At 66.5% G+C, this 18,871-nt stretch carries 14 protein-coding genes; 6 read left to right on the plus strand and 8 right to left on the minus strand.

From position 1 onward, the window contains the following. Positions 1 to 2: 2 nt before the first annotated feature. Both mexE and IB275_RS12405 read right to left on the minus strand, forming a co-directional pair. Entirely contained in the window at positions 3 to 1,238 is a 1,236-nt protein-coding gene (gene mexE / locus IB275_RS12400) for a multidrug efflux RND transporter periplasmic adaptor subunit MexE (RefSeq protein ID WP_192295220.1), read from the minus strand. Between the two features lie 355 nt (positions 1,239 to 1,593). Continuing rightward, on the minus strand, positions 1,594 to 2,508 hold the full coding sequence (locus IB275_RS12405; RefSeq protein WP_017517481.1) for a LysR family transcriptional regulator: 915 nt from the start codon (positions 2,506 to 2,508) through the stop codon (positions 1,594 to 1,596). A gap of 313 nt (positions 2,509 to 2,821) precedes the next feature. Between IB275_RS12405 and IB275_RS12410 the strand changes: the two genes are divergently transcribed. The 3 genes from IB275_RS12410 to IB275_RS12420 all read left to right on the plus strand — a co-directional run bounded on the left by IB275_RS12410 (position 2,822) and on the right by IB275_RS12420 (position 7,006). Continuing rightward, the gene (locus IB275_RS12410) at positions 2,822 to 3,841 is read left to right on the plus strand and encodes a zinc-dependent alcohol dehydrogenase family protein (protein WP_081516799.1); all 1,020 of its coding nucleotides are present in this window, start codon (positions 2,822 to 2,824) and stop codon (positions 3,839 to 3,841) included. Between the two features lie 451 nt (positions 3,842 to 4,292). Continuing rightward, entirely contained in the window at positions 4,293 to 4,751 is a 459-nt protein-coding gene (locus IB275_RS12415) for a (2Fe-2S)-binding protein (RefSeq protein WP_081516800.1), read from the plus strand. 11 nt (positions 4,752 to 4,762) lie between these two features. Beyond that, complete coding sequence (locus IB275_RS12420) at positions 4,763 to 7,006, plus strand: xanthine dehydrogenase family protein molybdopterin-binding subunit (RefSeq protein ID WP_192295221.1); 2,244 nt, start codon at positions 4,763 to 4,765, stop codon at positions 7,004 to 7,006. 55 nt (positions 7,007 to 7,061) lie between these two features. On the opposite strand, the gene ptrC is transcribed toward IB275_RS12420, so the two are convergent. After that, positions 7,062 to 7,253 carry a type III secretion system co-regulatory protein PtrC gene (gene ptrC, locus IB275_RS12425; RefSeq protein WP_081516802.1) on the minus strand — a complete coding sequence of 64 codons (192 nt, stop codon included), beginning with the start codon at positions 7,251 to 7,253 and terminating at the stop codon, positions 7,062 to 7,064. Between the two features lie 207 nt (positions 7,254 to 7,460). On the opposite strand from ptrC, the gene IB275_RS12430 reads away from it, so the two are divergent. Beyond that, positions 7,461 to 7,796 carry a ribonuclease E inhibitor RraB gene (locus IB275_RS12430; protein ID WP_024762270.1) on the plus strand — a complete coding sequence of 112 codons (336 nt, stop codon included), beginning with the start codon at positions 7,461 to 7,463 and terminating at the stop codon, positions 7,794 to 7,796. A gap of 272 nt (positions 7,797 to 8,068) precedes the next feature. Here the strand turns inward: IB275_RS12430 and IB275_RS12435 are convergent, their stop codons facing one another. From IB275_RS12435 to IB275_RS12450, 4 genes are all read right to left on the minus strand, one after another. After that, entirely contained in the window at positions 8,069 to 8,728 is a 660-nt protein-coding gene (locus tag IB275_RS12435; RefSeq protein WP_192295222.1) for a DsbA family oxidoreductase, read from the minus strand. 176 nt (positions 8,729 to 8,904) lie between these two features. Continuing rightward, positions 8,905 to 11,316 carry a TonB-dependent receptor gene (locus IB275_RS12440; protein ID WP_192295223.1) on the minus strand — a complete coding sequence of 804 codons (2,412 nt, stop codon included), beginning with the start codon at positions 11,314 to 11,316 and terminating at the stop codon, positions 8,905 to 8,907. A 408-nt stretch (positions 11,317 to 11,724) separates the two neighbouring features. Beyond that, the gene (locus tag IB275_RS12445; RefSeq protein ID WP_192295224.1) at positions 11,725 to 12,660 is read right to left on the minus strand and encodes a FecR domain-containing protein; all 936 of its coding nucleotides are present in this window, start codon (positions 12,658 to 12,660) and stop codon (positions 11,725 to 11,727) included. Then, entirely contained in the window at positions 12,660 to 13,163 is a 504-nt protein-coding gene (locus IB275_RS12450) for a sigma-70 family RNA polymerase sigma factor (protein WP_192295225.1), read from the minus strand. Before IB275_RS12450 ends, IB275_RS12445 begins: the two co-directional genes overlap by 1 nt. Before the next feature lie 258 nt (positions 13,164 to 13,421). On the opposite strand from IB275_RS12450, the gene fusA reads away from it, so the two are divergent. After that, the gene (fusA, locus tag IB275_RS12455) at positions 13,422 to 15,530 is read left to right on the plus strand and encodes an elongation factor G (protein WP_192295226.1); all 2,109 of its coding nucleotides are present in this window, start codon (positions 13,422 to 13,424) and stop codon (positions 15,528 to 15,530) included. Positions 15,531 to 16,030: 500 nt separating this feature from the next. Here the strand turns inward: fusA and IB275_RS12460 are convergent, their stop codons facing one another. Continuing rightward, a complete protein-coding gene (locus IB275_RS12460; RefSeq protein ID WP_192295227.1) occupies positions 16,031 to 17,506 on the minus strand; it encodes a PAS domain-containing sensor histidine kinase in 1,476 nt (491 codons plus the stop codon). A 213-nt stretch (positions 17,507 to 17,719) separates the two neighbouring features. Between IB275_RS12460 and IB275_RS12465 the strand changes: the two genes are divergently transcribed. Then, positions 17,720 to 18,871 carry an acyl-CoA dehydrogenase family protein gene (locus IB275_RS12465; RefSeq protein ID WP_192295228.1) on the plus strand — a complete coding sequence of 384 codons (1,152 nt, stop codon included), beginning with the start codon at positions 17,720 to 17,722 and terminating at the stop codon, positions 18,869 to 18,871.

Genomic DNA, 18,871 nt, shown 5'->3' on the forward strand with positions numbered 1-18,871 from the left:
GGTCAGCCGCGCGGAGCACCCGGCTTGGAGGATTTCTCGGCGACCTTCGGCGCCTCGAAGCTCTCCAGCGCGCGACGCTGGCTTTCGAGGTTGGCGAGGGTTTCCTTGCTGGCCATCTCGACACCCTGGGCATCGACCTGGGCGCCCGGGCGAACCCGTTGCAGGCCGTTGACCACGATGCGATCACCCTTCACCAGGCCACTGCGGACGATGCGCAGGCCTTCGAGTTTCGGGCCCAGCTCGATGCCGCGGTATTGCACCTTGCTGTCCTTGTCGAGCACCAGCACGAACTTCTTGCCAAGGTCCGTGCCGACCGCTTCGTCCTTGATCAGCGCGGCGGGGTAGGTGCCGCTGCCGACCAGCTTGATGCGGGCGTACAGGCCGGGGGTGAACTGGTTGGCGTCGTTGTCGAACACGGCGCGGCCACGGATGGTGCCGGTCTTGGGGTTGACCTGGTTGTCGAGGAAGTCCAGGCGGCCCTGGTGGGGGAAACCGTCCTCGCCGGTCAGGCCCAGGTACACCGGGCTGGTACCGCGGGCGTCCGGGCCGCCCTTGCGGGCGAGGTCGACGTACTTCAGGTAGACGCGCTCGTCGGCGTCGAAGTAGGCGTAGACCTTGTCGGTGGAGACCAGGGTGGTCAGCACGCTTTCGCCGCTGTTCACCAGATTACCGGCGGTGACTTCGGCGCGCGAGACGCGGCCGTCGATGGGCGCGGTGACCTGGGTGAACGACAGGTTCAGGCGGGCGTTGTCCAGTTCCGCCTGGGTCGCGGCGACCACGGCTTTCGCCTCGGTGGCGGCGGCGGTGCGGGCGTCGGCGAGCTCCGCGGAAATGGCGTTGGTGGCGCGCAGGCGATCACCGCGGGAGGCTTCGTTGACGGTACGGGTCTGGTTGGCGCGAGCCTGTTGCAGCTGGGCTTCCAGGCGATGGACCTCGGCCTGGAACGGCCGCGGGTCGATCTGGAACAGCAGGTCGCCTTTCTTCACCAGCGCGCCTTCACGGAAGGCGACGCGGTCGATGTAGCCGGAGACGCGCGGACGCAGTTCAACGGACTCCGGAGCCTCCAGGCGGCCGGTGAACTCGTCCCATTCGTTGATCGGTTGTTCGATGACGTCCGCCACGCTGACCTTGGGGGCGGCCATGTTCTGCGCCGCTTCCTGGCCCTTGCCGCAGGCGCTGAGAACCAGCACGGCGGCCAACGCCAACGGAATACGCAAGGTGTTCAGATTTCGCTCCATGGAAATACTCCGGCGATCTAATTGGTTTTGGGATTTCTGATGGAGCGGAGTCTGCGCAAGGGGGCGCCCGGGAACTAATCGAACGAGCAGATTTTGATTATCACGCGCAGTGATAAATGCTTTTGCACTATGCGCAGGAATAGATAGAGGGAGTGGGCACGGGGTTTGCCGCTTTTAGCTCCCTCTCCCTTCAGGGAGAGGGCTGGGGAGAGGGGACCGCCCCACGCTGATGTTTGGCCGAAAGGACTTTTGTAGGAGCGAGTTGCGTAGGGCGAATAACGCCTCGGGCGTTATCCGCCGCGTCGTTGCCGGCGGATAACCTGTTCCAGGTTATGCGCCCTACGGTGGGGTGGGGTCAGAGGCTGTCCGGATCACCCACGAACATGGTGATGCGCGAGCGCAGCCAGCGCTCGGCCGGGTCCTGGTCCTGGGCACCGCGCCAGACCATGGACAGCTCGGCCAGGCGGGTGGGGAAGGGCGGCTCCTCGGCGCGCAGGCCGCCGGCGGCGGTCAGCGCCAGTGCGACGTATTCGGGCACGGTGGCGATGATGTCGGTGCCGGCCAGCAACTGGGCGAGGCCGACGAACTGCGGCACGGCCAGCACCACCTGGCGCTTGCGGTCCATCTCGGCGAGGGTCTGGTCGACGAAGCCGTCCAGGTCGCCGGCGTAGGACACCAGCGCGTGGGGGCGCGCACAGTAGTCATCGAGGGTCAGCGCACCGGGGATCGAGTCAGCACGCAGGATCTTCCAGGTGCTGCGGCGCAGGGTCTTGCGCTTGGCGTTGGCCGGCAACTCGTCGGTGTAGCTCACGCCTACGGAAATTTCCCCGGACGACAGCAGTTGCGGCATCAGCAGGTAGTTGGCGCGGCGCACCACCAGGGTGATCCCCGGCGCCTCGGAGCGCAGGCGGCGCAGCAGCGGCGGTAGCAGGCCGAACTCCACGTCATCGGACAGGCCGATGCGGAACACCGCCTTGCTGGTGGCCGGGTCGAAGTCGGCGGCACGGCTCAGGGCGGTGGAGATGGAGTCCAGCGCCGGCGAGAGGTGGCCGAAGATTTCCTGCGCCCTCGCGGTGGGTTCCATGCTGCGCCCGGTGCGGACGAACAGCGGATCGTCGAATAGACCGCGCAGGCGCGCCAGGGCCGCACTGATCGCCGGCTGGCCGAGGAACAGCTTCTCGGCGGCGCGGGTCACGCTGCGTTCGTGCATCAGCGTCTCGAAAACGATCAACAGGTTGAGATCAACCTTGCGGAGGTCGTTGCGGTTCATAGGGACTCCCTGGCGATGGGGGAAAAGTGGGGCCGAGCGTGTCCTGAGTCAAGTCTGTCAGATAAGTCCTTGATCAATTTCCACTTTTTTAATGAGAATCTCGCCCCGGCAGTGTGGTCAGACTCTGTAGGAACAGAGCCGCCCCGTTCTCTCCCGCAGCCCCGTCGCAGAGCCTTGCAGCCGCGCCGGACAAGGCTTTCAACGCGGGCCGAATCATCGGCGTTTATGTCAATTATCAATGGTGAACGGTGGCGTCACCCCTAAAGCCCGGATAGAGTCCGTGGCTATGAGCACTACTAAGGCGAGGTATGTGATGTCCCGCATGATCCGTTTCCACCAGTTCGGTGACGCCTCGGTCCTGAAGATCGAGGAAATGCCGACCCCGCAGCCGGGGCCGGGTGAAGTGCTGGTCCGTACCCAGGCACTGGGCGTCAGTTGGCGCGACGTGCTCTGGCGGCAGAACCTCGCCCCGGATCAGGCCAAGCTGCCGGCGGGCATCGGCTATGAACTCTCCGGCATCGTCGAAGCCGTGGGCGAGGGCGTTGAAGACCTCGAGCCCGGCGTGGCGGTGGCCAGTTTCCCGGCGAACTCGCCGAACCTGTACCCGGCCTGGGGCGACCACGTCATCGTGCCGCGCACCTCGCTGACCCGTTATCCCGAGGTGCTGACCCCGGTCGAAGCCGCCGTGCACTACACCGGCCTGCTGTATTCCTACTTCGCCCTGGTGGAGTTGGCGCAGATCAAGCCCGGCCAGCGCGTGTTGATCACCGAGGCTGGTCATTGCCTCGCCCCGCAGGCGGTGCAGTTGGCCAAGGCGCTCGGCGCCCAGGTGATCGCCACCACCAGCCACGAGGAAACCCGCGAGTTTCTGAAAGGCCTGGGTGCGGACAAGATCATCTACACCGAGGAGCAGGACCTGGTGCTGGAAGTCGAGCGCTTCACCAAGGGTGAAGGCGTGGAGATCGTCCTCGACCAGTGCGCCGGTCCGCAGATGAAGCTGCTGGGTGACGTTGCCGCGCCGCGTGGCAAGCTGATCCTCTACGGCATCAATGGCGGCAACGACGCAGCCTTCCCGGCCTGCGCGGCGTTCAAGAAGCACCTGCAGTTCTACCGCCACTGCGTGCTGGACTTCACCGGGCAACCGGAGATCGGCCTGACCCGCAACGACGAAGCCGTGCAACGGGCGCTGACCGCGATCAACCAGATGACCGCCGACCAGTTGCTCAAGCCGAGCATCGACCGGGTGTTCGATTTCGCCCAGTACCGCGACGCCAACTACTACATGGAAACCTGCCCGGGCGGCGGCCGTGTGGTGATGAAGATGCCGGAGTGATCCGTCATTCGTGATTGAAAAAGCCACTCTTCGGAGTGGCTTTTTTATGCGCACTCATTATTGCCGCCTCTGCGACGGATAAAGACTTGCTGGAACGTAGGATGGGTGGAGCCTAGGCGATACCCATGCGGTCTCCACGCCAGGTGTGATGGATATCGCTGCGCTCCACGCCATCCTACTCGGAGCAAATGCGGGCTTCCGATTTTGGGCGGTACTGATCCGCCGGCCGCAAAGTCTCGGAGTAGAGCCTTCTATACGCCGCAACATCCCCCGCAGTATCAGGCAAGCCTCGGGAGAACCAGGCAAACCGCTCGGCGCCTTCCTCGCGTATCGTCGCGGCACCTGCCGGCCGCTGCGCCTAGGCTGAATCCATTGCGTGCCGGAGCCGCTGCGCTTGGCTCCCTTTCAAGACCCTGTTTTTTATCACCCAGTGAAAGAGGTGAAATTCCTGATGATTACCGTGAACCTGAACGGCAAGGACCACGAGCTCGACGCCCCCGGCGAGATGCCGCTGCTCTGGGCCATCCGCGACGTCGCCGGGCTGACCGGCACCAAGTACGGCTGCGGCATGGCGCTGTGCGGCGCCTGCACCGTGCACATCGACGGCCAGCCGACGCGCTCCTGCGTCACCCCGCTGGCGGCGGTGGCCGGCAAGAAGATCACCACCATCGAGGCGGTGGCCGAGCAGGCCGCCGGCAAGGCGGTGCAGGAGGCCTGGCGCAAGCTCGACGTGGTGCAGTGCGGCTACTGCCAGTCCGGGCAGATCATGTCGGCCACCGCGCTGCTGGCTTCGAACAAGAAGCCCAGCGACGCCGACATCGACGCCGCAATGAGCGGCAACATCTGCCGCTGCGCCACCTATGCGCGGATCCGCGCGGCCATCCACGACGCCGCCCAGACCCTGGCTTGAGGACCGAAGTCATGCTCGAACCCCGTACCGACGAACAGCCGGCACAGCCCGGCAGCATCCTCAACGTCAGCCGTCGCAGCTTCCTGCGTGGCGCTGGCGGTCTGGCCCTGGGCATCTATTTCGCGCCGCTGCTGGGCAAGCTGGGCGACGCCCAGGCGGCCAGCGATTTCGAGGCCAACGCTTTCGTGCGCATCGCCCCGGACGGCACCGTCACCGTGATCGCCAAGCATGTGGAAATGGGCCAGGGCAGCTACACCGGCCTGGCCACGCTGGTCGCCGAGGAACTGGACGCCGACTGGAGCCACGTGCAGGTCGAAGGCGCACCGGCTGATGCCAAGCGCTACGCCAACCTGGCCTTCGGCAACCTGCAGGGCACCGGCGGCAGCAACGCCATGGCCAACTCCTTCGAACAGATGCGCAAGGCCGGCGCCAGTGCCCGCGCCATGCTGGTCGGCGCAGCGGCGGAACAGTGGAAGGTGCCGGCGGCGCAGGTCGAAGTGCACGACGGCGTCGTCACCCATCCGGCTTCCGGGCGCAAGGCCGGCTTCGGCGAACTGGCCGAGGCGGCGGCGAAGCAGCCGGTGCCGGCGGACGTGAAACTCAAGGACCCGAAGGACTTCAAGCTGATCGGCCAGGTGAAGCTGCCACGCAAGGACAGCCCCTCGAAGACCGATGGCACCGCGCAGTTCACCCAGGACGTACACCTGCCCGACATGCTGGTGGCCGTGGTTGCCCATCCGCCGCGCTTCGGCGGCGTGCCGGCGAAAATCGATGCGAGCAAGGCCAAGGCCGTGCCCGGCGTGGTCGACGTGGTGCAGTTCCCCGGCAGCGAGCGGCGTTTTGCCGGGGTCGCGGTACTGGCGAAGAACACCTGGGCCGCGCGCCAGGGTCGTGACGCGCTGCAGGTCGAGTGGGACGAGAGCAAGGCCTTCAAGATGGGCAGCAAGGAAATCTTCGCCCAGTACCGCGACATGGCCAGCAAGCCGGGCCTGGTGGCGCGCAACGAAGGTGACATCGGCAAGGCGCTGGAGAAACCAGCGCATCTGATCGAGGCGGAATACCAGTTCCCCTATCTTGCCCACGCGGCCATGGAGCCGCTGAACTGTGTGGTCTTCCTCAAGGAAGACGGCTGCCAGATCTGGAACGGCGAGCAGTGGCAGACCGGCGACCAGATGTCGGTGGCGCAGCTGCTGGGCATGCCGCCCGAGCAGGTGAGCATCACCCAGCTGTACGCCGGCGGCAGCTTTGGCCGCCGCGCCAATCCGCATTCGGACTACGTGCTGGAGGCGGTCGCCATTGCCAAGGCGGCCCGCGAGCAAGGCGTGAAGGTACCGATCAAGATGGTCTGGACCCGCGAAGACGACACCCGCGCCGGCTACTACCGTCCGGCCTTCCTGCACCGCGCGCGGCTGGCGGTGGATGCCCAGGGCAATCTGGTGGGCTGGGAGCAGCGGCTGGTGGGGCAATCCTTCATCGTCGGCACGCCGTTCGAGAAGTTCATGGTCAAGGACGGTGTCGACAAGATCGCCGTCGAGGGCGCCGCCGATCTGCCTTACGCCGTGCCCAACCTGCGCGTCGAACAGGCGCTGGCGGAGAACGTCACGGTGCCGACCCAGTGGTGGCGCTCGGTGGGCCATACCCACACGGCGTTCTCCACCGAGACGCTGGTCGACGAAGCGGCCATTGCCGCCAAGCAGGACCCGTACGAGTTCCGCCGCAAGCTGCTGGAAAAGCACCCGCGTCATCGTGGCGCGCTGGAGTTGGTGGCGCAGCGGGCGAACTGGCTGGCCCCGCTGGAAAAGGGCAAGGACGGCGAACAGCGCGGTCGCGGGATCGCCGTGCACGAGTCGTTCGGCAGCTTCGTCGCCCAGGTGGTCGAGGTGACTTACAAGGCCGACAAGAGCTTCAAGGTGGACCGCGTGGTCTGCGCAGTGGACTGCGGCCTGGCGATCAACCCGGACGTGATCAAGGCGCAGATGGAGGGAGGCATCGGCTTCGCCCTGTCGGCGGCGCTGCACAGCGCCATCACGCTGACCGACGGCAAGGTCGACCAGTCCAATTTCCACGACTTCCAGGTGCTGCGCATCAACGAGATGCCGGTAGTGGAGGTGCACATCGTGCCGTCCGCCGAACCGCCGACCGGTGTCGGTGAGCCGGGCGTGCCGCCCCTGGCGCCGGCGCTGGCCAACGCGCTGTTCGCGGCGACCGGCAAGCGTATCCGCACGCTACCGATCGGCAATCAGTTGCAGGCGTGAGGTTCGAAGCCTGAAGCAATAGCCCCGCGAATGCGGGGCTATTGCTTTGCAGGGTCTACGCTGAAAGAACCGCCGGAGCCTGCTCGCAGATCAGCTCGCGCAGCGCCCGGCGTTCGGCTGGCGGCGTGGCGGCACGGAGCAGGGCGAGGCCACCGTCCTCGTCGGGGATGGCGATTTCGGTCTCGAAGTGCAATTGCACCTCGTCCAGGGTGATGTAGGTGATGCGGTAGGCCTCGGTGCTGTGCATGGTCGCAGGCTCGATGAGGGGAGGGCGCAGGCCCGATGGACACATCCTCGCGCCAGGCGGGCAAGCTCGGAAGTGAAACGCCGTGATGGTGAACATCACGAAAGGCGATGGTGCCGGCGAGATTTTCCGGCAGTTGTCATGCAGGACGGGTATCCTGCGCGGGCGTGCCCACACCGGGCACTTTGTAAATCGAACTGGAGCAGTGACATGAGCCGCGACAAGCAGCTTTTCCCGGAAGACGAAATCGGCGATGCCCTGTGGGCCCTGCAGGAAGACGGCGAAGACCTCTCCCTCGAGCATGAGGTGGAGTTCGCGGTGATCTTCCCGGACGAGCAGTCCGCCCTGGACTTCGCCATCATGCTGCTGCAGAACGGGCAGAAGGTGGCGTACTCCGAGTACGACGGCAACGACAAGCTGCCCTGGCAGGTCCTGGCGTACCCGGTCATGGAGCTCTCCCATGAGCACATCAGCGGCTACGCGGCGCTGCTGTCCGAGCACTCCGCTGACCTGGGCGGTCAGATGGACGGCTGGTCGGCGCTCTGATCGGCTGATGCTGCACGAGAAACGGCGCCTTCGGGCGCCGTTTTTCTTTTGTGGCAAATGCAGGCGGGCGGCCCTTGTAGGGCGCATAACGCGCCAGCGTTATCTGCCGTGCGGGTGCCGGCGGATAACCTGTTCCCGGTTATGCGCCCTACGGTCCTGCAATCCTTCGCGGATAATGTCCGCTCCTACAGGGGAGCACCGCGTTCGCAGGAAACGAGAGTGCCAAATGAAAAGGCCCGCGCGAAGCGGGCGATTTCACTGCGGTAGAAGGCTCACTCCGGCAACGGCGCATGGCGCGCCACCTGGCGCAGCGCCTGCTCGTAGTAGTCGGTGCTCTGCGCCCCGGAGATCAGCTGGCGACCATTGAGGATCACCGCCGGCACCGCACGGATGCCATGGCTGGTGTAGAAGTCCTCCTCGGCCACCACCTCGTCGGCGTAGGCGTCGCTGTCGAGGATTTCCCGCGCGCGCACCGCGTCCAGGCCGACGCTGACGGCCACTTCCAGCAGCACTTCCGGGTCGCTCGGGTCGCGCCCTTCGCCGAAGTAGGCGTGCAGCAGCGCCTGCTTCAGAGCGATGTCGCGGTGCGATTCACCCGCCCAGTGCAGCAGGCGATGGGCGTCGAAGGTGTTGTAGATGCGGCTGCGCTTCTTCAGGTCGAAGTGCACGCCGACTTCCTCGCCCATGGAGCGCAGGTGCTCCTGATTGCGGGCGATGTCCTCGGCGCTGCTGCCGTACTTGCGCTGCAGGTGCTCCACCAGGTCTTCCCCTTCGGCGGGCATGTCGGCATTCAGCTCGAAGGGCTTGATGCGCAGCTCCACGGTCAGTTCGCCGTCCACCCGGCGGATGGCGGTCAGCAGGCCGTTGAGGCCGATGGCGCACCAGGGGCAGACCACGTCGGAGACGAAATCGATGGTGATGGCGTCGCTCATGGGGCGAACTCCGGCAAATGGGCGAGCTTCTAGCATGGACCCGGATGGGTGTTGCGATCCAGTGGCGAGACGGCCGGGGGTGTTTTTCGCCTGCTTGCCGGGTGCCTGCGCCGCCGGTCTGGAGGCCGGCGGCCGGGGTGGGGCTGGGGTGCGACGTCCCTGTCGCGATGGGGAAATCAGAAGTCGACGGTCATCGACAGCTTCAGGGTGCGCGGGTCACCCTGGGTCAGGTAGCCGCCGATGGTGGAGGCCCAGTACGACTTGTTGGCGACGTTCTCCAGGTTGGCGCGCAGGGTCACGTCGCGCTCGTCCACCTTGAAGGCGTAGCGGGCGCCGAGGTCGAAGCGGGTCCAGGCCGGGATGCTCAGGTCGTTGGCGGCGTCCAGGTACTGGCCGCCGGTGCGCAGCACGCGGCCATTGATGGCGGCGCCCTGGATGCCGGGGACGTCCCAGTCGGCGCCCAGGTTGTACTGGAAGGTCGGTACACCCACGGCACGGTTGCCGTCGGTCTTGCCGCCGGCAGTGTTCTTCAGGTCGGTGTCGATCCAGGTGCCGCCGGCCAGCAGGCGCAGGCCGTCGACCGGCTCGCCGAAGAGGTTCAGTTCGATGCCGCGGTTCTCCTGCTCACCGTCGACGCTGAAGATCTTCGAATCCGGGTCGGTGGTGCTGAACGGCTGCTCGATGCGGTAGAAGGCCAGGTTGCCCCCGTAGCTGCCGAAGTCCAGCTTGGCGCCCACTTCCACCTGCTTGGAGCGGTTCGGCGCGAAGACTTCGCCGAAGTTGGAAGCGCTGCTGGGCGCGGTCGGGCCCGCGGCCAGGCCTTCGATGCGGTTGGCGTAGAGCGACAGGTACTCGGTGGGTTTCACCACCAGGCCGTAGACCGGCGTGGTGATGGATTCGTCGTAGCTGGCGGTGCGCTTGCCGACGTAGTTCCAGCCGTCGGTGCCGATGCTCTGGCGGCGCACGCCGACGGTCAGCAGCACGCGGTCGTCGAGGAAGCCCAGGGTGTCGGCGGCGGCCACGCTCCTGTTCCGTGTCTTGCCGACGATGCCCGGGTCGCTGTAGTCGCCGCCGGCCAGGGTCGGCGCGGGCTTGGGCGTCTGCACCGGGTTGTAGAGGTCGGTCGGGTAGCGCTTGGTGGCCATGGTGTAGGCGCTGCGCTGCTCGGCCCAGATGCCGGCGACGCTGAGGTTCATCTGGTGGGTGACCGGGCCGGTGGCGAAGTGGCCGTTGAGGCCGGCCATGGCGCTCTTGTTGTCCTCGTCGTGGGTAGCATCCATGGTGCCGCCGCCCGCGTCGCCGCTGTTGTCGTTGAGGGTCAGCGCGGAGTAGGCGCCGTTCTCGCGGGTGTGCTTGGCGCCGCCGGAGAGGTAGGCCGTCCAGTTGTCGTTGAGGTCGTACTCGGCGCGGAACATGCCGAAGGTGTCTTCCAGCTGCGAATAACTCCAGGACTGGCCGTAGTTGTGGTCGGCGTCCGGGGCGTGGGGAATGCTGGTGACGCCGCTGCCGACGTAGACCACCGGGCGGCCCTGGTTGATGCGCTGCTTCTGGTAGCCGAAGTCGGTATTCAGGCGCAGGCGCTCGCCACGGTAGTCGAGGTTGACGGTGGCCAGCTTGTAGCGCTGGTTCTCGTCGTCAACGCCAGTCTCGCCTTCGCGCTGGGCCAGGTTGACCCGCGCGCCGAAGCGGTTGTCCTCGCCGAAGCGCTGGCCGAGATCGAGGTGTTCGCCGATCTGGTTGTCGCTGCCGTAGCCCAGGGTCACGCTGCGGGTGGGGGTGTCCTCGGCGCGCTTGGTCTGCAGGTTGACCGCGCCGCCGATGCCGCTGCCGCTGGGCGTTACGCCGTTGATGAAGGCGTTGGGGCCCTTGAACAGCTCGACGCGCTCCAGCGACTCGGTACCGATGATCTGCCGCGGGGTGACGCCGTACAGGCCGTTGAGCGAGACGTCGTCGGTGCTCAGCGGCAGGCCGCGGATGACGAAGATCTGCGAGAAGTTACCGTAGCCGTTGCCCTGGCGCACCGAGGCGTCGTTGAGCAGCACGTCACCGACGGTCTGCGCCTGGGTGTCCTGGATGGTCTTGGCGGTGTAGCTGGCGAAGCTGAAGGGCACGTCCTGGATGTCCTGGTTACCCATCATGCCCAACTGCGCGCCACGGGCGACCTGGCCGCCGGCATAGGCGGGCGGCAGGTCACCGGGTTGCTGGGCCGCGCCGCTGACGGTGGTGGCGTCCATTTCCAGGGCGCCGCTGTCATCGGGGGCGGCCTCTACGCCGTAACCGCTGCTCTTGCGCACCAGGCGGTAGCCGCTGCCTTCAAGCAACTGCTCCAGGCCCTGCTCGGGGGCGAAGCTGCCTTTCAGACCCGTGCTCTGCTGGCGGTTCAGCGCCTGCGCCTCGAACGCCAGCGGCACGCCGGCCTGGGCGGCGAAGCGTGCCAGCACCTCGCCCAGCGGGCCGGGGGCAATGTCGTACTGGCGCTGCTGGCTGGCGGCTTCGGCGGCCAGGCTGGGCAGCACGACGCCGCCGGTCAGGGCCAGGCCGACGGCCAGGGCGAGGGAGTGCGGGCGGAGGCGGGAGCGGAGGAGCATGGAGTGTTCCTGTCGGCAAATAGAGGTTGTCTTCCTCTTCACCGGGCGAGATCGAAAAAGGTGTCAGGGATGGGCGAAGAAATTTTCAGGTAGTTTTTTGGGGGGGCGCCCATGGGGGCAATCGCGGGCATGGCCCGCTCCTACAGGTAGATGGATAGCCCGGCGCTGGGCCGCCCTCACCCTAATCCTCTCCCGGAGGGAGAGGGGACTGTCTGGGTGCAGGAGGAAACCGTGGCGTCCGCCGGTACGATCTGCTCCCTCTCCCTGAGGGAGAGGGCTGGGGTGAGGGGGAATCACAGGCACAGGAGTCACAGTTCGTAGGGCGGATAACGCGCCAGCGTTATCCGCCATGAGCATGCCGGCGGATAACCTGTCCCAGGTTATGCGCCCTACGGGGGAAACGGCCTTTCACGCTGGCTCCACCGTGACCCAGTAGCGCGTCATCCGCCGCAGCTTCACCGGCAGCATGTCCGCTAGCAGCGCCAGGCCGGCGTCGCTGTCGCCCAGCGGGATCGCCCCGGTCACGCGCAGGTTCGCCAGGCGCGGGTCGCAGCGCAGGAAGCCGCTGCGGTAGCGGCCCAGCTCACCCAGCAGGTCGTCCAGGCGCATGCCCTGGGCCAGCAGCATGCCGTTTTCCCAGGCGCTGGCGTTGGCGTCCGCTGTCTGCAGCGGCTGGAAGCCCTGTGCGCCGAACACCAGTTGCTGGCCGGCGCCGACCGTCTGGCTCGCATAGCCCGGCAGCTCGACGCTGACCTCCTTGTCGAGCACCGCGACGCGGCATGCATCGCCCAGGTCGCGCAGGCTGAAACGTGCGGCCGGGGTGCGCAGCTGGCCGTGGCGGCTGTCGACGAGGAAGGGGCGCGGGTCGGGCAGGGCGTCGACGAGGATTTCGCCTTCGAGCAGGCTCAGGCGCCGCTCATGGGCGTTGAAGGCCACGTTCACCGCGCTGTCGGTATTCAGGGTGAGCTGGCTGCCATCGGGCAGGCGCAGGTGCTTGCGCTCGCCCACGGCGGTGCGCAGGTCGGCGTTCCATTCCGCCCAGGGCAGCTGCCGCGCCGTCAGCCAGGCAGCCGGCGCCACGGCCATCAGCACGCCCAGGCGGTTGAGCATCTGCCGGCGGCTCAGGCCGCTGCGTTGCAGGCTCTGCCGGCCAAGGCCCGGCGGCAGTTGGCGCAGGCCCAGCAGCGCTTCGGCGCGGCGCCAGGCTTCGGCGTGCTGGGCGCTGCGCGCGCGCCATTGCTCGATGGCCTGCAGGTCGGCGCTACTGGCCGGGTGTTCGTTGAGGCGCACCAGCCAGTCGGCGGCTTCGCCGAGGATGCCGGGGTCCAGCGGTTGCTCGCGCATCAGGCGACGCTCAGGCAGGCGACGAAGCCGGCGCGCATGTAGCGCTTCACGCTGGCCAGGGAAATGCCCAGGCGCTCGGCGATCACCGGGTAGGTCAGGCCGTCCAGTTGCGACAGCAGGAAGGCCTCGCGGGTCATTGCCGGCAGCTCGCTCAGGGCGGCATCGATGCGCTCCAGCGCTTCGAGGATCAGCTCGCGGGTTTCCGGGCCGGGCGCCTGCTCTTCGGGCAGTGCGGCGACGCTTTCCTGGTAGGCGCGTTCGATCTCCTGACGCCGCCAGCGGTCCACCAGCAGGCCCTTGGCGATATGGGTGAGGAGGGCGCGCGGGCGTTCGCCGAGGTCCTCCAGCGGCCGCCGCAGCAGCCGCAGGAAGGTGTCATGGGCGAGGTCGGCGGCATCCCAGGCGTTGCCCAGTCTGCCGCGCAGCCACTGCTGGAGCCAGCCGTTGTGCTCGTTGTAGAGGGTGTGCAGATGCTGCGGGGACGGGGTTTCGACGAGGGCCACGGTGCGTGCGTCAGATTTTCATTTGAGAATGCCTATCATTTTATGGTTTTCCCGCCGCATAGCGCAATGGCACGGCGGCGCAGCCGGTCGGACGATACTGCCTGCGACCCTCCGACACTGGAATTGCCACGAAGACGCGCTACCTTGAGCCTGTTGCGCTCAGAAATTTCTGACGCCGCACTTCCTCTCGCCGTCCCGCGCAGGCAACGGATCTGCAGCAGCAGGCCCGGCAGTCACCCAGCAGATACGGAGCACACCATGGCTCGCACCACGCCCATCGAGCTTTACCGCAATATCGGCATCGTCGCCCACGTCGACGCCGGCAAGACCACGACGACCGAGCGCATCCTTTTCTACACCGGTGTGAACCACAAGATGGGCGAGGTGCACGACGGCGCGGCGACCATGGACTGGATGGTGCAGGAGCAGGAGCGCGGCATCACCATCACCTCGGCGGCCACCACGGCGTTCTGGCAGGGCTCCTCCAAGCAGTACCCCAACAAGTACCGCTTCAACATCATCGACACTCCTGGCCACGTGGACTTCACCATCGAGGTGGAGCGCTCCCTGCGCGTGCTCGACGGCGCGGTGGTGGTGTTCAGCGGCGCCGATGGCGTTGAGCCGCAGTCCGAGACGGTCTGGCGCCAGGCCAACAAGTACCACGTGCCGCGCCTGGCCTACGTCAACAAGATGGACCGCCAGGGCGCCGACTTCCTCCGCGTGGTGGCGCAGATCAAGCAGCGTCTGGGGCACACCCCGGTGCCGATCCAGCTGGCCATCGGCTCGGAGGAAAACTTCGCCGGGCAGATCGACCTGGTGAAGATGAAGGCCATCGTCTGGAACGACGCCGACCAGGGCACCAGCTACACCGAGGAACCTATCCCGGCCGAACTGCAGGCGCTGGCGGACGAGTGGCGCGCGCACATGGTCGAGGCTGCGGCCGAAGCCAACGATGACCTGATGAACAAGTACCTCGAAGGCCAGGAACTGACCATCGAGGAGATCAAGGCCGGCCTGCGCCAGCGCACCCTGGCCAACCAGATCGTCCCGGCGGTGCTGGGCTCCTCGTTCAAGAACAAGGGCGTGCCGCTGGTGCTCGACGCGGTGATCGACTACCTGCCGGCGCCCACGGAAATCCCCGCGATCAACGGCACCGACCCGGACGACGAAGAGAAACACCTGGAACGCCACGCCGACGACAGCGAGCCGTTCTCCGCGCTCGCCTTCAAGATCGCCACCGACCCCTTCGTCGGCACCCTGACCTTCGCCCGCGTCTATTCCGGCGTACTGAGCAGCGGCGACGCCGTGCTCAACTCGGTGAAGATCAAGAAGGAGCGCGTCGGCCGCATGGTGCAGATGCACGCCAACCAGCGCGAAGAGATCAAGGAAGTGCGCGCCGGCGACATCGCCGCGCTGATCGGCATGAAGGATGTCACCACCGGCGACACCCTGTGCTCCATCGACAAGCCGATCATCCTCGAGCGCATGGACTTCCCCGATCCGGTGATCTCCGTGGCCGTGGAACCCAAGACCAAGGCCGACCAGGAGAAGATGGGCATCGCCCTGTCCAAGCTGGCCCAGGAAGACCCCTCGTTCCGCGTGAAGACCGATGAGGAAACCGGGCAGACCATCATCTCCGGCATGGGCGAGTTGCACCTGGACATCATCGTCGACCGCATGCGCCGCGAGTTCAACGTCGAGGCCAACATCGGCAAGCCGCAGGTGGCCTACCGCGAGGCGATCCGCAGGAAGTGCGAGATCGAAGGCAAGTTCGTCCGCCAGTCCGGTGGCCGTGGCCAGTTCGGTCACTGCTGGATTCGCTTCGAGCCGGGCGACGAGGGCAAGGACGGGCTGGAGTTCGTCAACGAGGTGGTCGGCGGTGTCATCCCGCGCGAGTTCATCCCGGCGATCCAGAAGGGTATCGAGGAACAGATGCAGAACGGCGTGCTCGCCGGCTACCCGCTGATCGGCCTGAAGGCCTCGGTGTTCGACGGCTCTTACCACGACGTCGACTCCAGCGAGATGGCGTTCAAGATCGCCGCCTCCATGGCCACCAAGCAGCTCTCGCAGAAGGGCGGCGCGGTGCTGCTGGAGCCGGTGATGAAGGTCGAGGTGGTGACGCCCGAGGATTACATGGGCGACGTGATGGGCGACCTCAACCGCCGTCGCGGGCTGATCCAGGGCATGGAGGATACGCCGGCAGGCAAGGTCATCCGTGCCGAGGTGCCGCTGGGCGAGATGTTCGGCTACGCCACGGACGTGCGTTCGATGTCCCAGGGGCGGGCGAGCTACTCGATGGAGTTCACCAAGTACGCCGAGGCGCCGGCGAACATTGCCGAGGCGATCATCAAGAAGTCCCAGGGGTGAGTTGTTCCTTAACCGATAACGGCGCCCACGGGCGCCGTTTTCTTTGGTGGAGCCTAGCGATGGCGCATTTCGTAGGGCGCATAACGCGCCAGCGTTATCCGCCCTACGGTGCTGCATTGACTTGGGTGTTTCTGCGTCGCTTCGGCGTGCGCGCGGACATAGTGTTTCGCCCCCTCGGGCGAGTCACTTTTCCAAACGCCGAAAAGTAACCAAAAGGCTTGCCCCGGACATCCGGTTTTTCGCTTAGGCGAAAAATACCCTCGTTGAAGCGAAGTTTCAGGGGCACGCGCTGACGGGCCATCCCTGGCCCGACAGCGCTCTCGCGGCATCCATGCCGCTCAACCCCTGAAACTTCGCTTCAACGAGGCCTCCTGAACGGGGCACTCGGCGCGCACGGATATTTCTCTGGAAGTCTTCAGGAGCGAAAAGCAGGGTGTGCGCCGGCCTTCTTTTGTAGGAGCGGGCCATGCCCGCGACCCGCCGGCTGGGCCGGCGGTCAATCACTGCGCCAACGGCAACTCGAAACAGAACATCGCGCCACACGGCTCGACATTCTCCGCCCAGATATCACCGCGATGCCGCGAGACGATGCTCTGGCACAGCGCAAGACCGATGCCGTTGCCGCTCACCTTCGACGTGAAGAAGCCATCGAACAACCTTTCCTTGGCGCCGGCATCGATGCCCCGGCCCTGGTCGAGGACTGACAACCGCGCAGTGCTCCCGTCACAAGAAGTGCGGATGCGCAGCAGGCGGCGGTCTTCGGGGAGGTTGAGCATCTCCTCGATGGCGTTGAAGGCGAGGTTGAGGATCACCTGGCCGACCAGCACCTTCTCGCAGCTCACCCACAGCGGTTCCTCGCAACGCTCCAGCTCCACGCGCACGTTGCTCGGCTGGGCCTTGAGGCTGATGAAGTAGAGAGTCTCGCCAAGCAGTTCGTTGAGGTCGATGCGCTGTTCGGCCTGCTCCAGCTTCACCACGTATTCGCGCACGCTCTTGATGATCAGCGAGGCGTGCTCGATCTGCCGCACCGCGCTGTCCAGGCCCCAGGCGGCGGAGGCCTCGGTCTTCTGTTCGCGGTCCAGGCGGATCAGCGCGCCCTCGATGAAGTTGCGCGTGGCCGCCAGCGGTTGGCTGAGCTCGTGGGCAATCGCCAGGGCCATCTCGCCCATGGCGTTGTACCGCGCCAGGTACTCCAGCTTCTGGTCGCTCTGGCGCTGCGCCTGGGCCGCGCGCACCTGGTCGGTGACGTCGCGGAACAGCAGAAGGTGGCCGACCAGGTCGTCCTCGATCTCGATGTAGCGGCAGGTCGCGTGGTGCCAGCGCCATTCGCCGTCCAGGCGCTGCAACTGGTAACTGACCGAGTAGGGCTCGCGGCTCGGCGGCTGCATGGCGAGGTGGTGTTCCAGGCGCGGGCGCGTGGCGGTGTCGCAGCGGCCGAGGAAGTTGTGCGCCAGCCAGTCGTCCTGGCTGCCGCCCAGCAGGGGCAGGGCAGATTCGCTGAGGAAGCGCAGCTTGCCGTCGGCATCCAGCACTGCCACGCCTTCTGCCAGGTCCTGCATGAAGGCCTTCAGCCGGCTCTCGAAACGCTGCAGGTCGCGCTCGACCTGCTTCTCCTTCGAGATGTCGCGGAACTGCACCATCAGCACATCGCGCTCCTGCAGGTGGACGCGGGTGGCGACGGCTTCAGAGAGGATTTCCACGCCCTGCTTGGAGCGGTAGCACCACTCGATGGTGCGCTGCCCGGTGCGCGCGGCGCCTTCCAGCCAGCGCAGGCCGACCGAGCGGCGGTACTGCGGGGCCTTGGCGGTCATGTCCGGCGCTTTCAGCGGTACCAGCTCTTCGAGGGTGAAGCCGAGCACGGCCAGCGCTGCGTTGTTCGCCCAGAGGATTTCCTTGGTCTGCGCGTCGTGGAGGATCACGCACAGCGGCATGGCCTGGAGCAGGGCGAGGAAGTCGTCGGGCTTGGGCTGAAACATCGAAATCGGTCTCGCAATGCAGTGGCGTCTTTATACCGCGCAGCGTAGCGCGAAGGGACTGCGGAGTAACCCGGCGCCGACTAGGGGATTTCTTTAGGCATGGGGCTGCACGCACCAATAGTTGGGCGGGCAGGGCGGTTCATACACTGGCCCCAACGATGACCGGCCCGCATCGAACGGGTTGGCCCTACAAGAACAACCGGAGATGACGCCATGCTGCGTGCCGCCCTCGCCGAACCGCTCGATGCGGACGGCCGTGCCCTCGAATTCCAGCGCGTACTGGATGAAGTCCGCCAGCGTCGCGAGGAGTTCGACACCCGCTCCTTTGTCCCGCGCGACATGATCGAACGCTTCCGCGACGTGGGCATCTACCGTGCCGCCACGCCCAAATGCTTCGGTGGCGACGCGCTGCCGCCGGCCCAGTTCCTGCGTCTGGTCGAGCGCATCGCCGAAGCCGACGGCTCCGCCGGCTGGGTTGCCAGCTTCGGCAGCGCCAGCACCTACCTCACCGCGCTGCCGCGTCACACCCTCGCCGAGCTCTATGCCGACGGCCCTGACCTGGTGTTCGCCGGTGGCCTGTTCCCGATCCAGCCGGCTACCCAGGTGGAAGGCGGCTGGCGTGTCAGCGGTACCTGGAAGTTCGCCAGCGGCTGCAAGGGCGCCGACGTACTCGGTGTCGGCATCGGCATCGGCGGGCCGGGCGGCAAGCCGCGTACCGCGCTGCTGCGCGCCAGGGACGTGGAGATCGTCGAGAACTGGAACGTGGTCGGCCTCAAGGGCACCGGCAGTCATGACCTGAAGCTGGACAACGCCTTCGTCGCGGACGACTGGACCTTCATCCGTGGCGGCCAATCGAACATCGACGAGCCGCTGTACCGCTACCCGACCATTGCCTACGCCGCCCAGGTACTCGCCGTGGTGAACCTCGGCCTGGCCCGCGCGGCGCTGGACGAGATCACCCGCATGGCATCGTCCAGCGGCGTGACCGGCGCGCCCAAACTGGGTGACCGCGCCTACGTGCGCATCGAGATCGGCAAGGCCGAAGCCGAGCTGCAGGCCGCGCGCGGCTTCTTCTATGACGCCACCGAGGCCGTCTGGGAATCCATCCTCGCCGGCGATGCGGTCAGTCCCGAGCAGGTCAGCCAGCTGCGCCTGTCCGCCGTGCACGTGTCCCGCGCCGGTGCCGACGTGGTGCGCCGTGCCTACACCCTTGCCGGCACCACGGCGATCTACATGCACCACCCGCTGCAGCGCTACCTGCGCGACGCCATGGTGGTCACCCAGCACGCCTTCCTCAGCGATGGCATGTACGACGGCGCCGGCGCGGTGCTGCTCGATGTGCCGCCGTTCCCCGGATACATCTGA

This window comes from Pseudomonas sp. PDM21 (assembly GCF_014852505.2).
Taxonomy (GTDB): Bacteria; Pseudomonadota; Gammaproteobacteria; order Pseudomonadales; family Pseudomonadaceae; genus Pseudomonas.